Consider the following 16,549-nt stretch of genomic DNA (forward strand, 5'->3'; position numbering starts at 1 on the left):
CGATCTACCGCCGAGCGGTTTTCCGTAAAAAGGCGTAAGAAATGGCGTCGAAGAGTGTGGTCTTTCCGGCGCCGGTTTGTCCGTAAATTAAAAAGAGGGAACCGAGGCTGTCAAAGTTGACGGTATGCTCGCCGGTAAAAGGGCCGATGTTGTGCAGTATCAGTTCTTTAGGTCTCATCAATAGCCTCTTTGCAGAGCTGTTCAAAAAAGCTCCTGCTTCATTTGGTTCGCCTCGCCGTTAATAACGATTTCAAACCGGCTAAAATTTTCGGCTAACGTGAGCGGATCTTCCGCCGTCCGTTCGCGGAGTGTCAGCTGTTCTTCCCCGTCCTGCTGTTCCCGATTCATAAAACTCTTTTGCCGGATACTCAGCAAAAACGGAAATTTCTGCCGCAGCAGCTGCATCGGGTGTGCAATAACCTCGGCATCGTTCAGCGTAATTTCCAGATAGCAGCCGCTCCATTCATCGTAGCGGTTTCCGGTAAAAAACTCTTCAAAATTCCCTTCCAGCCGTTTAAGCGGGCGTTCGGAAATAATGGGTATCCGCGCAATGTTGAGCGGAGCTTTTGCGCTGTCTATAGCAGGCTGTAGGTTCTCCGCATCAAACAGTTCTGTGCGGGAGTTCGTTATCTCCTTGTCGATGGCGGTATTTTGTTTCGGTGTACAGTCGATATCTATCGAAAGGACACACTTGGCATCCTCCGATTCATCAAAGGAGTACGGAAGGGGCGAACCTGAATAATACATCCTGTCGGTTATCCGTTGACAACGGTGCAGGTGCCCAAGTGCAACATAATCGAAAAAAGAAAAAAGGTCGGGATTGACATATTCGGCGGTACCGATAAAGGTGCGCTCGCTGGAAGAACTCTGCCCGCCGACGGTAAAAAGGTGCGCCGCTAACAGCGCGGGTATGTCCGGCCGTACCGCTTGTTTTAGTATGTGCGATGCGACCGCCGCCATTTCCGCCTGAGAATCCCCTGCCGTATGATACGCTTCTTTTGTTTCTTCCGAAAAGGCACCGAAGTTTAAAAACGGGAGCAGGTATATCGCAAGTTTTTCCGTGCCCTTGGTAAGAATAACCGGATCGGTAAGCCTGCTTGTATCCTGCGCAATATAGATACGCTGGTTTTGCAGTATCTCGCGAGCAAAGGCAAGCCGCTGCGCGGAGTCGTGATTGCCGGGAATGATAAATACCGCCGTATCGGGACAATCCTCCCGTATCAGGGCAAGGAACCGGCTGAAAAGCGAAACCGCCTCCGCCGACGGAATGGCGCGGTCATACACATCGCCTGCGATAATCAGCGCTGCATAATCGTCCCGTGTAAGAATATCATGAATGTCGTTCAGCATTTTTTCCTGCACGCCGAGCAACGGCGTTTCATGCAGCGTCTTTCCCAAATGCAGGTCGGCGGTATGGAGCAGTTTCATCCTTGCTACTGTATGACTAATATCCGGTTCTGTAAAGGGGCGGAAAAATTCCCAAGTATAAAAGGTGTGATATATGGGAACCTCTAAAAACTTTCGTTTTTTTAAAGTGTTTCCTTAGATTTAATTAATTTTTATTCTTATTTGCTACTTGCAAACTTTTTGCATTTATGTATACTTGCAACCGATTTGCAACTAGCATTGCAAGAGGAGTTTTTAATGAAGAAATTGTTTTTTACAGCAGTTTGTATGATGTTTTTCAGCATCGTCACGGTAAGTCTGTTTGCCGGCGGAAAAACCGAGAAAAACATGGAAGGAAAAGTTGCCGTTGCAGCAACCTTTGATGCGATGAAGGAACTCACGGAAATCGTGGGTAAAGATAAGGTGTATGTCCATACGATTATCCCGCCGGGAGTTGAAGCTCATGATTTTGAACCCAAGGCAGGAGATTTAAAGTTCTTAATGCAGGCAAAAGCCGTTGTTTACAACGGTTTGGGTATGGAACCGTGGCTTATGGATGCTCTCCATGCGGTGAAGCAGGATACGATAAAGACTATTTGCGCAAGTAACGGTATTAAACCGATCGAACTCGCAGAAGGACACCATCATCATCACCACCACCACGAAGATGAGCACGATCATGATCACGACGAGCATGACCATGATCATGATGACGACCACGAAGCGGTTGATCCTCATGCGTGGTTGAGCCTTGAATCCGCTAAAGTGATGGTTAAGAACATCGCCGACGGTTTAAGTGAGGTAGATCCTGCAAATGCCGCTTTCTATAAGGCGAATGCCGCAGCTTTTATTGCGAATGCTGATGCGCTTTTAGCAAAATACCGCGATAACTTTGCAAAGGTAAGTCATCGCCGTTTCGTTACCGGACACGCGGCGTTCGGCTATCTTTGCCGTGACTTCGGGCTTGAACAGAATAGCGTGGAAGATGTATTTTCTGACGGAGAACCGAGTGCACAACAATTAGCAAAATTAGCAGATTATTGTAACCAATATGGAATTAAAGTTGTTTTCTCCGAAAATGCGGCCAGCCCGCAAGTTTCGGCAACCTTAGCAAAAGAAGTCGGGGCTTCGGTGCAAACAATTTATACGATTGAGTCGGCTGAAGACGGTTTATCCTATATGGAACGGATGACCTCTAATATAGAAAAAATTTACAAAAGCCTTGCACAGTAAGCTCAAACCTTATATGTTGGCTTAAGACAAACGACAGCAAGTCCCGGTGATAGTCATTGTATGGCCTTTATATCTCTCCTTTAGCCATACCGTGATTATCACCTTTTTTTTGCCTCGATACAATCACAATCCACCATTATTCTGCGGGGCTGCTAGAAAAATGACCTGATGCATTTGCACGGCGCCTCATTGACAGATAGATAACTCTGCATAATAATGATGGAAAGGAACGTAGAGGGTTTATGCTCGAATTCTGTATTCTGTTGCTGTTTTCCGTCAGTTTAATTATCTGCGTTATTCTTCACTATTCGATTCTCTATGCGCTAATATTTGGCTATATACTTTTCTTTGCATTCGGCCTTATCAAGGGAGAAACGTGGAAGAAGATGTTCCGTTATTCCTTCCACGGGATCCTAACCGTAAAAAATATCCTGATAATTTTCATACTGATAGGTAGCATCACTGCAATATGGCGTGCGTGCGGCACCATTGCTTTTATCGTATATTATGCGTCTATGTTTGCGGCTCCGCAGATTATGGTATTGATCTGCTTTTTACTATGCTGCTTTGTATCATTTCTGATGGGCACGGCCTTCGGAAGTGCTGCAACTATCGGCATTATCTGTATGACATTGGCAAACAGTATGAATATCCCGGCCGTATACGCAGGCGGAGCCATCCTCTCGGGAATATTTTTCGGAGATCGCTGCTCGCCGATGTCGTCGGGGGCGCATTTAATCAGTGAATTAACAGACACCGATATCTTTAATAATATTAAAACGATGGTGAGGACAGCGTTTATCCCCTTTATCGTAACAGCTGTTCTGTATGGCATCATCGGGATTATCATCAATTTCAGTGCAGAAAACAGTGTGCTCAGTAACTCAGGCATGGGAAATGGTATGACCTTTCATATTTTTGCCGATTACTATAACCTTTCGCTTTTTACGACTATCCCCGCCGTTATTATCATCTTTTTTTCGTTACTTAAAATCGATGTAAAAATAACGATGACGATAAGCTGTCTTGCCGGTTTGGTTTGCGCCATATTTTTTCAGCATATACATGCGTCAGAGCTGGTGAAAATAATCTTTTTAGGCTTTCATCCTCAAGATACGGGGTTGGCAAAGCTTATGTCCGGCGGCGGTATTATTTCAATGATACGGGCGTCCATAATTATCTGTATTTCGTCCTGCTATTCGGGAATGTTTAAGGGAACTCATTTTTTTGAGGGAATGCAGCGGATTATGCGACGACTGAGTAACCGGATTACCGCATTCGGTAGTGTCCTTACCGCTTCCGTCTTTGCTTCGGCGATTGCCTGCAATCAAACATTGGCAATTATGTTGACTCATCAAGTTTGTGATGATCTTATAGAAGATAAAAACACCTTTGCCTCTTACTTGGAGGATACCGCCGTCGTCGTTGCACCGCTGATGCCGTGGTCGATAGCGGTAAGTATTCCGTTGGCTTCTATTGGCGCTCCAGCCACGGCTCTCTTATCGGCCTTTTTCCTTTATTTAATTCCATTGTGGGATCTTTTGGTGAATATCGTGCGACACCGCACACGTAAATAAGCAATATTTCAGACTCTGGTCTTATCTTGACAGTTATGTCAATAGATAAGATAATACATAAAGTATGTCTGTTGTAATTATCTCTCTTTTTATCATTATCGCAGTTGTTGCAGTTGTAACGGTCGCTATGACAGGCCTCAAAGGCCGCGGATCGTTATCAGTTGGCAAAAAAAATAAGGCCGCAGTGATACGCGAAGCAACAAAGCGGCTCGCACAAAATCCAAATGACAGCACCGCTCTTTTAATGGTCGGAGATATATACTTCCAGGATCAAGATTGGGAAAAAGCTTATGCTTCTTATGCCCCCCTTTTAGATCAGATGAGCGAGCGCATCCCCTCGGAGCAATTTGAAATCAGTTTGCGGTACGGCATCAGCGCAATGAAAACAGACCGGTTTGTAGAAGCAAAAAAGGGGCTGTTACTAGCAAAAAATATCAATCCAAACCATTTTGAAATAAACTATAACCTTGGGTATATTTATTATATCCAGAAAGAATATGAAAAAGCAGTTCCATTTTTACGGAAAGCGCTGCTCACACAACCGGATAACGTGATGGCGTTAAAATATCTTGGCTACACGCTCCAAAGTTTACGGAAATATCAAGAGGCGCTCCCCAGTTTAAAAAAAGTATTGGATGTACAGCCGGATAATAAGGAAGCCCTCTTTGCGATGGGAGAGTGCTTTTATGAAGTCGGCTCAAACGATCAGGCATTAAAGATATTTACGCATTTACGAGTATCGCCGGAAGTAGGGCCGCGCGCAGCGCTCTATGCAGGTTTAATACGAATGCGTGCGGGTCAATTGGAGAAGTCGATCGAAGATTTTGAAATCGGCCTAAAACATGACGGCATTCCGTTGGATATCATGAATGAACTGCGTTATAATTTAGCTGCAGCACGGATCAAAACGCAAGACTTACAAAAGGCACTAATACAGTTAAAGGAAATCCAGACCGTCAGTCCGGGCTATAAAGATGTTGCATCCCTCATTATGCGGTATCAGGAGTTAAATCAGAATAAGAATCTTCATACCTATTTGATGGCGGGGCAGAGCGAGTTTGTCGGATTGTGCCGCAGGATTGTTTCGCGCTTTTTTCCAAACGCTAAAGTAAAGATCCTTGATATCAGCGTCCTCGCGACCTATACCGATATTGTTGCCGAAATCGACACGCCAAAATGGGCAGATCTCGTAATATTCCGATTCTTCCGTTCCCAAGGTTCGGTCGGTGAGCTTGTACTGCGTGATTTCCATGGCAGGATTAAAGAGATGAAGGCCGGTAAGGGGATTTGTATGACTGCCGGTACCTTTACAGAAGAGGCACGCCGCTTTACGGAAGGCCGCCCGCTGGATCTCTTTGATAAGAATCGCTTGAACAAAGTCTTAAACGCAATCGGGTAGTTTTCAAGACAAAAAAACGCCACGACTACGGCAACCACATCAGAAATATTTTAAGTGTGTGTTTTCCTTCTATGCGAAATTTCATAGGTATAAGGTGAGCGTCTACAATGGCGCCGCTCACCTTAACCGTCAAGTTTTCTTTCGAAAACTTGCGCATTGATGTGTGCGCTTTTCGCGCACGAATGCAACAGTTTCCAAAATTCATATTTTGTTCAACCGTTGCATTTTACGGAAATAAAATTTCGCATATTTTTTCTAACAGGTGGTAAACGCATTAGGCCGAGTATATAAAAATCGCAGAAAAATTGAGGCTGATGGTTAAAAATAATTTTTGCGTTAGCCTTTTGAAAAGAGGTGAGGCAGATACGAGGCATGAACAAAAATTACCCACAGGCGTGCTTTTTGCACGTCGAGGACTAATTTTTGTGAAATAACGAAGTAGATACCCGCATATTTTCAAAAGGAAAGGTTGAGCAGCCACAATCATTCTGCGGGGAACACGAACATTGTACTTCCTTGTACAATGTTCGTGTCAAGTTTTTTTAGCAAAAAACTTGCTGCTGATTAGTATCACCGCCATCCGTGGCGGATATGAAAAAGAATAAGGCCTAATGCGTTTACCGCTGCCGTATTTTTTGTACGGCAGTCTTTAATAAGGAATCTCCCGTTATCAAAAGCAGCGCCAAAATAATCAGTGCGAAAAGCGCGGCGCTGATAAAGAGCGGAAGTCCTTGTGCGATAATACGGGGGTATGCCGCTAACGGGTCGTAGAGCCGTGCTCCGAAAAAATACAACGGGGCGGCGGCAATCAGCGAAAAAAGCAGCATCTTAACGGTAAAGCCTGAAGCTGATACAAGCAATGTACGCACATCGATTGAATCGCTTTTGGTAAGAAAATACAGCAAAAGGCCGGTGTTGACGGCGCTCGCAGCGGTCAGTGCCAACGCGATACCGCCGCCTTGCATAATGCTCGCCAAAGCCGCCGCAAGCACAATATTGATTCCGAAACACGCAATGCCTGCAATCGTGGGACGTTTGGTATCGCTTTGCGCATAAAACGCCGAGGTTAAAATCCTGTTTAATGCAATAAAAAACAACCCTGCGATATGCCACTGAAAGGCTTGCAAGGTGAGCCGGACGGACTCGTCGGTAAAGCGGCGGCTCTTATACACCAAAATGATGATATGTTCGCCCGAACAGAGCAGGAAAATCGTTGCAGGAACGGTTACGAGCGCAATAATCTTTGCGGCATTCAATAGCAGTTTTTGAAATACTTCCCATTGCTTATTAACGGCATGGGCGGAAAGGTCGGGCAAGATAACCGTGCCGACGGAAACGGCGAAGATGCCGAGAATAAGTTCTTGTAAACGGATCGAATACTGCAAACTTGCCGCGACACCGACTCCGGAGTATGTCGCAAGCGCCGTGGAAACGAGGTCGTTGATTTGATACACCGCCGTACCTATCAAGGTCGGCACAATTAGCTTCAGTATTTTCCGCGCTCCGGCGTTCCGGACACAGCGTCGGAACGGTATCAGCTTAAACGAAAAGCCTGCGCGCAGCACAAAGGGGAGCTGAAACAGCATTTGGCAGGAGCCGCCGATTACCACACCGATTGCCATTGCAAGCGCCGGATTACCGCAGGGCTTTGCGAGTACAAAGGTGCAGCCGATAACGGACAGGTTAAACAAAATCGGCGTGATTCCCGTCGGTAAGAAACTGCGGACACCGTTCAATATTCCTTGAAAGAATGCCGCCACGGAGATAAGCAGCAGGTACGGAAACATGATGCGCGTTAAGAGCACCGTTGCGGAAAAGTCGCCGATTTTCGGAAAGAATACTGCAACAATCAGATCGCTGCACAAAATTCCGATGATGACGGTGCCCGTTACGGCAAAAGACAGCATAGTGAATGTTGCGGAAAGAAACTCCTTCATCGACGCCTTTGCATTCGGTGTATTGCGTTTTTCTTCCTCCAGATAGGTCTGGAAAGTAGGAATAAACGCAACGGTCATACTGTTTTCGGCAAAGATACGCCTGAGCAGATTGGGAATCATAAAGGCAACGGTAAAGGCGTCCGCAAGGGGGCCGGTGCCGAGGAAAGCTGATTTGGTCATTTCCCGTATCAACCCCAAAACCCGCGACACAAGGGTCAGTACGGACAGGCTAATACCACTTTTGAGTAAAGAAGATTTCCGGTTCATAGATTATCGTTTTTGTTTTACGCGCACTTTTTTACCGCATTGCTTCATACCGCTGCCCCTTTAGGAAGCTCCAAAAACACGGAGCTTTTAGAGCGGAGCGGTTTCTGCAATTTTCGGTAGCAGCCGGTGCTATCTGCGGAGCCGGACACCTTCGATATCGGTACTGAACAGCTCGCGTAAATCGTTGAGTCCCAATGCCATCAACGCCATACGGTCAATACCGATACCCCATGCCAGAACGGGAACGTCGATACCCATCGCCCTGGTAACTTCGGGGCGGAAGATGCCGGAGCCGCCCAACTCAAACCAGCCGAGTACCGGATGCTTGATATGCACCTCTATAGAAGGCTCCGTAAAAGGGAAGTACCCGCCGACATACTTCACTTCAGTGGCGCCGGCAATTTCGACGGCAAACATCTTGAGGATACCGAGCAGCGTTCGCAGGTTGACCTGTTCACCGAGGACGATACCTTCCGTCTGGTAAAAGTCGGAAAGATGCGTTGCGTCTACTTTGTCATAGCGGAAGCAGCGTGCAATACCGAAGTATTTGCCCGGGATTTTTGCCTTTGCCAGCTGATGAGCGGACAATACCGTGCCTTGGCTGCGGAGCAAGAGTTGCCGGGTAAAATCGCGGTCAAAGTGATAGTTCCAGCCGCGGCTGCCGCTGTCCCCGCCCGTTTCGTGAATTTCTGCAACACGGGAGAGGAAGGGTTCTTCGATGGCTTTGGCATGCGTGGGATTTTTTAGGTAATACACATCGTGAATGTCGCGGGCGGCATGGAACTGCGGCATAAAGAGCGCATCGGAGTTCCAGAAATCCGTTTCGACCAGCGGCCCATCAAATTCCTCGAAGCCGAGCGACGTGAGTTTATCTTTGACGCTCTCTAAAAAATCAACGTAGGGGTTTGTCCTGCCGGGGATAACGCGGGCTGGCGGCAGCTGGATATTGTAGCTGCGGAAGGTTTGTGTTTTCCATGCACCTGTTTTAAGGCTTTCGGATGTCAGTTGTCCGGTTTCGTCGCCGGTAATACCCGCCGCATTCAATGCCTTCTGTACTGCGGCAACCATATCCGTAAAGGCGTAGACAATCTCGTCCCGTTCAATAATCTTGAATGCGGCATCCGCTGCGCCGCGCTTTTTCGCAATATCGGCGATGCAGGCCTTTTCGTCCTCCGTTAAAGAGTCCTCAGGCAGCCGGCATTCGGCAGATTCTGCAGCGCGTTTCAGCAGCGCTTTTTTCAGCAAGAAGTTTTTATCGTCAGGGTCTTTTATATATGCCGCTTTTTTTTCATCATTCATCGCGGCGCAGCCGGCCTTGGAAAGTTCCCCGAAGGAAGAGCCGACATCCTTATTCTGCAAACCGAGTTTCTGTGCAATTTCGGGCAGCTTGAGCGGCCCTGCTTCCTTTAACAACAAGATAATCCGCTCGGCAGGCAATCCGTTTTTTGCATAGTCTTTGCCAAGCTCCGTCAATTCGTAGACAACGGTTGTCTTTCTCGTTTTTCCTTTTACTAATTCTTTGAGCTTGAGCCATGAAAAGGCCTGATTTGCATGACCTTCTTTATACTGCAAAACCTCTTGCAGTTTTTTCGCATATAATCCTTCGCCTATCTTAAAGTTCTTTAATACCTTGATTTCAAGCGGGTGTAGATTTTTTAATACCGATTGAATATCCATAACGGATTCCCCCTTTTTTTCATAAAACGGCTAAAATGATACCTCATTTAACGGTTTTAGTGAATAGGATAATCGGCTTTGCTCAGGGTTTTCACATCTGAAATATTTTAAACGATCGTCCTGTGCAAAAGTTGCATTTATTTGTAAAAAGGGTTATTATCCGGTTATGAATAAAGCTTTGCAGACGTTAATAGACCGCGGATTTTTTCAGCAATGCACTGATGCAGAAGCACTATCCGCGTTAATGGATAAGGGGCCGATCACGTTTTACACCGGTACCGACCCAACCGGCGGTAGTTTGCATATCGGGCACCTTGTTCCTCAATTTGCAGTTCGGCATTTACGCGATGCAGGTCATATCGGTATTGCACTGCTTGGTGGCGGCACGGGGCGCATCGGCGACCCTTCGGGGAAAACGGAAATGCGTAAAATGCTGGACTATCAACAACTTGATGAAAATGTTGAAAAGATAAAAGCGCAGCTCGACCGATTTATCGGATTTGACGGAAAGACAGCCTTTGCAGAAAACAACAAAAATTGGCTGGCCGATTTAAACTATATCGATTTCCTTAGAGACATCGGCTCCTGTTTTTCGGTTAACAAAATGCTTTCCTTTGAGGCGTACAAGATACGGATGGAAACAGGGTTGTCCTTCCTTGAGTTCAACTATCAACTGCTGCAAAGCTACGACTTTTTAATGCTGCATCAAAAACATCATTGTTGCCTGCAAATAGGTGGCGACGATCAATGGGGCAATATTGTCGCAGGCGTTGATTTAGTCCGCCGTAAGACCGGCGATGAGGTATTCGGCCTGACCTTCCCGCTCATTACCCGTAGCGACGGTAAAAAAATGGGAAAGAGCGAAAAAGGAGCGCTCTTCTTAAACAAAGAGATGACTCCTGTGTTCGACTTTTTTCAATATTGGCGGAATGTTGACGACGCCGATGTGCGCCGCTTTATGCTGCTGTTCACCTTTTTGCCGATCGAAGAGGTTGACCGTATTTGTGCCGGCAATATTAACGAGGCAAAAGAGCGACTCGCATGGGAAGTTACCAAAGAAATACATGGAAAAGACGAAGCGGACACGGCGCTTGCAGGCGCTAAAGCCGCATTCGGTGGTGGTGGCGATAAAACCGCTATGCCGACGGTGAAAATAAACCGCAGCGTTTTTGAGCAAGGAATTTCGATTGTCGATTTATTTGTTCAAAGCGGTTTATGTGCCACCAAGAGTGATGCACGTCGTTTAATAGAGCAAGGCGGTGCCCTTGTCACAGGCAAATCGGTTACCGACTTTAAAACCGTCATTACCGCCGCCACCTTGGACGAAGCGGGAGAGCTTATTCTACGCGCCGGTAAAAAACGATTTAGCCGTATCGTTACCCGCTAAGTTTGGTAATATGCAAAAGGTATCCGTAAAAGTTTCCGGCTTTTACAGATGCCTTTTACCGTTTTATTTTTTAAGTGAAAAGTAATAACGTGCCCATGCTTTATCGTCGATTAAGATATGATTAAACAGCCAATCACGTAAAAAGCGGACAAATGAATTTGGAACAAGTTGTTTGCCGTTTGTGTAGGCATTGACGGATTTTAAAATTTCTTTAACAAACAGTTCGTGCTTTTGCCGATGTTCTTTCAGCCCTGGATAATTTATTTGTTCCATGATGGCTTCTTCATCTTTAAAGTGGATCATTACATAATCTACCAACTCTTTCATCACATCTCTAAATGTTGCTTCAAGTTCAGCCCTTTCCCCTAAACAAGCATTATATAAGCTATTGATCAAATCTACTAAGTGGCGGTGTTGTTTATCGACACTCGGCACTCCCACATCATAGCTTACATCCCATGAAACGAATTTCTCCATCATTAACTCCTCACACCCGCAACTATTACATATTTCAACGGCGGTGTAAAGCCCGCCTTCTACGGCTATCGTGTCAGGTTGATAAGCCAGATACCGATCGCCTATATCAGTTTTGCAATTTTGCTGTAGAGACTGTTGACCGCTGCGGTTTGCGCTTCATCCAGTTCCGAACCTGCACTGTCGATGAGCTGTTGCAGGGAGGCAAGGTTTTCGTGCAGAGCCGTGTGGAAACCACGCGAAGTTTTCAGCCAGAAAGTACCGTTGCCATCGTTGAACAGGGTGATAAAGCCAAGCTGTTTGCTCTTCTGCTTTGCCGCAACCGTGCGGAAGATGAGCGGCAGCTGCTCCAGCAGGGCGGCTGTGTCATCAGGCAGCGTGAAGTTTTTAGTCCGCGGGAACGGGGTTTCCGAATCAAGGGGCTGGAGCGGAAAGGCTTCAGCGATGCTTAACACCAAGCCGAACTTTTCTCCGGCTAACAGCTCATAGCTGCCGAAGGTGATTTTTGCCCGCAAGTTTTTCAGCTGCTCCAGCCGTCCGTCATAGACAATACTGCCGTTTTCAAGAGGGGAGACCTCCTGACTGCTGCCGACCGTTTCGGCAGCAGTACCCTTTTGTGTATCCCAATCGGCATCCGTTTTACCGGTTTGTTGCCGCTCCGCCCGCAGCTGCTCTATCGTACGGCTGAACTGCTCCCACGGCAACAACAGTTGTTTTTTACCTTTCATTTTTTGTACGATATACGGTGTTCCACAAATGGAGACCGTCTGCGGCTGTTTTTCACCGATCGCACCTGCGCTGCTGATGCGGCTCCCCTGCCCTACAGCCTTTCCGCTGCTGCCGGAGAGCTTACCGGACACACCGGCTCCTTGCGCGTTTTTACCTCCGGCTTTTCCGGTTCCGACGGCAGACCGATCAACCCTGCCTTCAGCAGTACCGGCCCTTGCCCGCACTTGCTGCGCCGCTTTTTTGTCGAGGAGCGCAGGGGCGACCAGCGCTACAATGTCTTTGGAAAGAGGCGAGACCGACATGGCATACATCCGCGACGTTCGTACAATCTCCCCCGCTACGATAAAGGGTTGATGCTCCTTATACATGCAGGAACCCGGATGGATGGAAATCTTTTCGGTTGTCAGGCTGCGGTACACATCCCGCCCCTGTGCAGCGCACACAAATTGGATCATACCGCGGGCAACCGCCGTCAAATAATCTGCCGGTTTTCCGCCGGAGAGGATCGGCACGCCCATATCGGAGACAATCAGCTCCAGTTGCTCTTTGATGTTGGCAATTTCCGCCATAATCCGCTCGTCGAGGTAAAAGCGTTCACAAAACTTTTTTTGGTTTTCCGCTTGCATATACTGTCGGTAGACCTTGAGGAAGGACACAAAGTCTCCGAGCGGATCGCGGAATGCTGCGTGGGCTTTTCTCGCTTCAAGCTCATGCCCGTCGGGGAAGAGGAAGGGGCTGCGCGCCGATAAAAAGCCCGCGGCAATCAATACATCCTCAATCGATTCAGGATAATAGAGCACCGCTTCTACGATCATACGGGATTGACGCGGGCTAAGCGGGAAGAGGCACATCATCTGCCCGATTTTACTCAGGCTATTATCGCTCTCCAACGCGCCGAGCATATTGAGCGTATCCACCGCACCGATAATGCCCTTCTTGCCGGGCGGGGAAATAAAATCGAAGTTCGCAAAGTCGTAGATCCCCAGCTCCGCCATCCGCATCACCACCTCCGAGAGGTCGGTGCGGTAAATTTCTTCCGTGGTGTACATAACGCGGGTTTCAAAATCCTTGCGGGTGTAGAGGCGGTAGCATACCCCTTCCTGCGTCCGCCCGGCGCGTCCCCGCCGTTGATTACACGAAGCCTTCGACACCGGCGCTTCGTCCAAGCTTGAGGTGTAGGTGAAGGGATTGTAAAAATTCAGCTTTGACAAGCCTGAGTCGATGACTGCCGCAATATCATTGATGGTGATGGAGGTTTCGGCAATATTTGTTGCGATAACAATCTTCTTTTTCCCGAACGGCGGGGACTTAAACACCCGCTCCTGCTCTTCCTTGCTCAAGCGCCCGTACAGCGGCAGCGGATAGAGCTTGCGGAACCACGACTCATGCGAGAGCCGCTCGATACAGTTCTTAATCGCTCGTTCACCGGGGAGGAACACAAGGATTGCTCCGGGGCGACCCTCGCTTAAAATCCGCCCGACAATCACCGCGATTTTATCGAGCAGTGCGGTTTCGGCGGCAAGCGTTTCCGTAGAGGCGGTGATGGCAGGAGGATCAAAGATGAGCGTAACCGGATAGGTCATCGCATCGATTTTAATAACCGGACACTCGTTAAAATACATCGAAAACATATCGGTGTTGATAGTTGCCGACGAGATAATCACCTTAAAATCATGCCGCTCCTGCAAAATCCGCTTGAGCAGCCCAAGGATAAAATCGATATTCAAACTGCGCTCATGCGCCTCATCTACCATAATAACGGAATACTTGCTAAGCCATGGGTCGAGCTTAAGCTCCTGCAAGAGAATCCCGTCGGTCATAATCTTTATCTTAGTGCTCGGCGAGGTATGATCTTCAAACCGCATCTTGTAGCCAACCGTATCGCCGAGCGGAACCTTCAGCTGATGTGCAATAAATTCGCTGACGGAAAGAGCTGCAATCCGCCGCGGCTGGGTAACGCCGATCATACCGGTTTGCGTATAGCCCGCCTCGTGTAAAATCACCGGCAGCTGGGTCGTTTTCCCCGATCCGGTAGGGCTTTCAACGACAATAACCTGATGGCGTTCCAAGCTCTCTAAAATACGTGCCTTTTGTTCATAAACAGGCAGCTGTGTATACTTCATAATCGGGGAAAGTATAGCAAAGGTACCATTTGTATGCAATTGTTATACGCAGACCGGCTTTCGCTCGATGTGTACGCCGAGCGCCCTGAACCGGTCAACGAGGTGTTCATAGCCGCGTTCGATTTGGTACACATTCCGGATGAGGCTTTCGCCGCGGGCACAGCAGGCAGCAATGACGAGTGCCATTCCCGCACGCACATCGGGAGAAACCAGCTCCGAACCGTGCAAAGTGCTTGGGCCGGTAACAACAGCACGGTGCGGGTCGCAAAGCGTAATGCGGGCACCCATGCCGATAAGTTTGTCGACGAAAAACATACGAGATTCAAACATCTTTTCGTGGATAAGCACCGTGCCATCCACCTGCGTAGCGATAACAGCCATTATGCTGGTAAGATCTGCAGGAAACCCCGGCCACGGTGCGTCATCGATTTTTGGAATCATGCCGCCGAGGTCACAGTTTACTTTTAAGCTCTGTTGTGCAGGAACGGTAAGACTTGTTCCGTCGATTTCCCAACGGATACCCAGCTTGTTAAATGCAAGCTTTATCGGCCGCATATCAGGCGGGTTGATATCGGTGATGGTAAGCGAGCCGTGTGTTACCGCCGCAAGCCCGATAAACGAGCCGACTTCCATGTAATCGGCACCAATGCGATATTCAGCGCCGTGCAGCTGCCGCACACCATGTATGGTCAGAATATTTGAGCCGATACCACTAATCTTTGCCCCCATCGCGTTCAACAGCTTGCAGAGGTCTTGAATATGCGGCTCGCTTGCCGCGTTGGTGATAACGGTTTCGCCCTCGGCGGTTACTGCAGCCATCACCGCGTTTTCGGTCGCGGTTACGGATGCTTCATCCAAGAAGATATCCTGCCCGATAAGCTTATTTGCCGTAAATAAAAAGTGCCCGTTTATTTTTACCTGCGCGCCTAGTTCAGTTAGCGCTAAAAAGTGTGTATCCAACCGCCGCCGCCCGATAACGTCGCCGCCGGGCGGAGTCATCATAACTTTTCCATAGCGAGCCAGCAGCGGGCCGGCAAACAAAATGGAAGCTCGTATTTTTTGAGCCAGAGGCACCGGGACTTCATAATCGGTTACGGTTTTTAATTGCAGCGTATATTCATTTTGAGTAAGTTTAACAATTGTCCCACCGAACGATTTAAAGATTTCGAACATCACGGAAACATCCTCAATTTCGGGGATATTCTTTAACGTAACAGGCTGATCAGTAAGAACGGCGGCAGCGATACAGGGGAGCGCAGCATTTTTATTTCCGCTTGCTTTAACGGTGCCCTTTACGGGAAAACCGCCTTCGATATAATATTCATCCATGGTCTGCTCCAAACCTAACAAGGCTTTACTAAAAAAAGTCTTTTAGAAATACCCCGATATTACTCACATTCATCGTCCGACAGCAATACCGCTTCCAACAGTAGATCTTAGAAATATGTTGCACTTTCAGCGTTTCTTATCTTTCTAAAGCGGCAGAGCGGCAGAATCAATCAAATGCTGTATTTTTTCTTTTAATGCAAGACGAATAGGCAACACAGGGTAATCCGGTTTATCGATAAGCTGTACGAAGAGTTGTTTTTGACCGATAGGATTAACTTCAATTAAAAAGTCTATTTTCCCTTTTTGTTCTCTTTCCAGAATATTGTAAACAGCGGTAGCCTCAAATTCTTCCCGATAATAGATGAGAGAATTCTTTTTTTCAATATCGATAATATCTTCTACAAGCACTACTTTCCTCTCCATCTAATTTAGGGTTAATGATACCCCATTTATCAAAGTTTTGACAAGAGGAGCCAATTCATATTCTGCTAAATCACCAACTTGAATAATATCTTTTTCTTCAATACTCGATACGATATCGCGCAATAGCGCTGTTATTTCTTTCTGATACTCATGGACTGATTTCCCTTCAATTTGTATATCGAAAGGGAGTTCCGTTACATCAGATAAAAGTAATGACCGGTACAGTTCATTCAATTTTTCTGAAAACACTCCAAGCAATTTAAGTGCCTGCATATCTTTCCCTGTTTGCATATATACAGGAATCTGCTCAAAGTCATCTGCACATTTTGACAACTCTTGCGTCAAGCCTTTCATGTAATTACGAATTTCCACTCCGGAGAATGTTGAAAGTTCAATAGTGATATCTGCATCGACGGGCTGTTTAAATAGCAAATCAAGCTCATGGGAACTCAACTCTTTCCCATCAACCGCTACTTGTACGATTGTCTCATGTTCACGACAACAGGCCTCCTCAATACTGCCTAATACCTCGCCAACGGTCTTTTCGTTTTCCAGTGTGTATGAAAGTTCTTCGCCATTAATTTTTATTATCATTTATAGCCATACTC

12 protein-coding genes and 1 pseudogene are annotated in these 16,549 nt (G+C 47.2%); 4 read left to right on the plus strand and 9 right to left on the minus strand.

What is annotated here, in order from left to right:
• Positions 1-4: 4 nt before the first annotated feature.
• Complete coding sequence (locus tag GWP43_RS15095; protein WP_230977728.1) at positions 5-178, minus strand: AAA family ATPase; 174 nt, start codon at positions 176-178, stop codon at positions 5-7.
• A pseudogene (locus tag GWP43_RS13185) lies at positions 168-1,428 on the minus strand (exonuclease SbcCD subunit D). The gene GWP43_RS15095 and the pseudogene GWP43_RS13185 overlap by 11 nt, the downstream one beginning before the upstream one ends.
• A 216-nt stretch (positions 1,429-1,644) precedes the next feature.
• On the opposite strand from GWP43_RS13185, the gene GWP43_RS13190 reads away from it, so the two are divergent.
• The 3 genes from GWP43_RS13190 to GWP43_RS13200 all read left to right on the plus strand — a co-directional run bounded on the left by GWP43_RS13190 (position 1,645) and on the right by GWP43_RS13200 (position 5,595).
• The gene (locus GWP43_RS13190; RefSeq protein WP_162664532.1) at positions 1,645-2,619 is read left to right on the plus strand and encodes a metal ABC transporter solute-binding protein, Zn/Mn family; all 975 of its coding nucleotides are present in this window, start codon (positions 1,645-1,647) and stop codon (positions 2,617-2,619) included.
• A gap of 242 nt (positions 2,620-2,861) precedes the next feature.
• Complete coding sequence (locus tag GWP43_RS13195) at positions 2,862-4,196, plus strand: Na+/H+ antiporter NhaC family protein (RefSeq protein ID WP_162664533.1); 1,335 nt, start codon at positions 2,862-2,864, stop codon at positions 4,194-4,196.
• A 64-nt stretch (positions 4,197-4,260) separates the two neighbouring features.
• A complete protein-coding gene (locus tag GWP43_RS13200) occupies positions 4,261-5,595 on the plus strand; it encodes a tetratricopeptide repeat protein (RefSeq protein WP_162664534.1) in 1,335 nt (444 codons plus the stop codon).
• 617 nt (positions 5,596-6,212) lie between these two features.
• Here the strand turns inward: GWP43_RS13200 and murJ are convergent.
• Both murJ and pheS read right to left on the minus strand, forming a co-directional pair.
• A complete protein-coding gene (gene murJ, locus GWP43_RS13205) occupies positions 6,213-7,799 on the minus strand; it encodes a murein biosynthesis integral membrane protein MurJ (RefSeq protein WP_162664535.1) in 1,587 nt (528 codons plus the stop codon).
• Between the two features lie 129 nt (positions 7,800-7,928).
• Entirely contained in the window at positions 7,929-9,476 is a 1,548-nt protein-coding gene (gene pheS, locus GWP43_RS13210) for a phenylalanine--tRNA ligase subunit alpha (RefSeq protein ID WP_162664536.1), read from the minus strand.
• A 166-nt stretch (positions 9,477-9,642) separates the two neighbouring features.
• Here pheS and tyrS point away from each other — a divergent pair, with 166 nt between their 5' ends.
• The gene (tyrS, locus tag GWP43_RS13215; RefSeq protein ID WP_162664537.1) at positions 9,643-10,863 is read left to right on the plus strand and encodes a tyrosine--tRNA ligase; all 1,221 of its coding nucleotides are present in this window, start codon (positions 9,643-9,645) and stop codon (positions 10,861-10,863) included.
• 63 nt (positions 10,864-10,926) lie between these two features.
• Here the strand turns inward: tyrS and GWP43_RS13220 are convergent, their stop codons facing one another.
• The 5 genes from GWP43_RS13220 to GWP43_RS13240 all read right to left on the minus strand — a co-directional run bounded on the left by GWP43_RS13220 (position 10,927) and on the right by GWP43_RS13240 (position 16,535).
• Positions 10,927-11,340: a bacteriohemerythrin gene (locus GWP43_RS13220; RefSeq protein WP_162664862.1), complete on the minus strand. Its 414-nt coding sequence runs from the start codon at positions 11,338-11,340 to the stop codon at positions 10,927-10,929.
• A 101-nt stretch (positions 11,341-11,441) separates the two neighbouring features.
• Positions 11,442-14,189: a helicase-related protein gene (locus tag GWP43_RS13225; RefSeq protein ID WP_162664863.1), complete on the minus strand. Its 2,748-nt coding sequence runs from the start codon at positions 14,187-14,189 to the stop codon at positions 11,442-11,444.
• Positions 14,190-14,231: 42 nt separating this feature from the next.
• Complete coding sequence (murA, locus tag GWP43_RS13230; protein WP_162664538.1) at positions 14,232-15,518, minus strand: UDP-N-acetylglucosamine 1-carboxyvinyltransferase; 1,287 nt, start codon at positions 15,516-15,518, stop codon at positions 14,232-14,234.
• Positions 15,519-15,662: 144 nt separating this feature from the next.
• The gene (locus GWP43_RS13235; protein ID WP_044013914.1) at positions 15,663-15,926 is read right to left on the minus strand and encodes a hypothetical protein; all 264 of its coding nucleotides are present in this window, start codon (positions 15,924-15,926) and stop codon (positions 15,663-15,665) included.
• Between the two features lie 15 nt (positions 15,927-15,941).
• Positions 15,942-16,535: a hypothetical protein gene (locus GWP43_RS13240; RefSeq protein WP_162664539.1), complete on the minus strand. Its 594-nt coding sequence runs from the start codon at positions 16,533-16,535 to the stop codon at positions 15,942-15,944.
• Between the last annotated feature and the right edge of the window lie 14 nt (positions 16,536-16,549).

The organism is Treponema vincentii (assembly GCF_010365865.1).
Lineage (GTDB): Bacteria > Spirochaetota > Spirochaetia > Treponematales > Treponemataceae > Treponema.

Excerpts from the sequence above, each read along its gene's own strand:
- GWP43_RS15095 (WP_230977728.1), bottom strand. The coding sequence starts at position 178 with ATGAGACCTAAAGAACTGATACTGCACAACATCGGCCCTTTTACCGGC.
- GWP43_RS13190 (WP_162664532.1), top strand. The coding sequence starts at position 1,645 with ATGAAGAAATTGTTTTTTACAGCAGTTTGTATGATGTTTTTCAGCATC.
- GWP43_RS13195 (WP_162664533.1), top strand. The coding sequence starts at position 2,862 with ATGCTCGAATTCTGTATTCTGTTGCTGTTTTCCGTCAGTTTAATTATC.
- GWP43_RS13200 (WP_162664534.1), top strand. The coding sequence starts at position 4,261 with ATGTCTGTTGTAATTATCTCTCTTTTTATCATTATCGCAGTTGTTGCA.
- murJ (WP_162664535.1), bottom strand. The coding sequence starts at position 7,799 with ATGAACCGGAAATCTTCTTTACTCAAAAGTGGTATTAGCCTGTCCGTA.
- pheS (WP_162664536.1), bottom strand. The coding sequence starts at position 9,476 with ATGGATATTCAATCGGTATTAAAAAATCTACACCCGCTTGAAATCAAG.
- tyrS (WP_162664537.1), top strand. The coding sequence starts at position 9,643 with ATGAATAAAGCTTTGCAGACGTTAATAGACCGCGGATTTTTTCAGCAA.
- GWP43_RS13220 (WP_162664862.1), bottom strand. The coding sequence starts at position 11,340 with ATGGAGAAATTCGTTTCATGGGATGTAAGCTATGATGTGGGAGTGCCG.
- GWP43_RS13225 (WP_162664863.1), bottom strand. The coding sequence starts at position 14,189 with ATGAAGTATACACAGCTGCCTGTTTATGAACAAAAGGCACGTATTTTA.
- murA (WP_162664538.1), bottom strand. The coding sequence starts at position 15,518 with ATGGATGAATATTATATCGAAGGCGGTTTTCCCGTAAAGGGCACCGTT.
- GWP43_RS13240 (WP_162664539.1), bottom strand. The coding sequence starts at position 16,535 with ATGATAATAAAAATTAATGGCGAAGAACTTTCATACACACTGGAAAAC.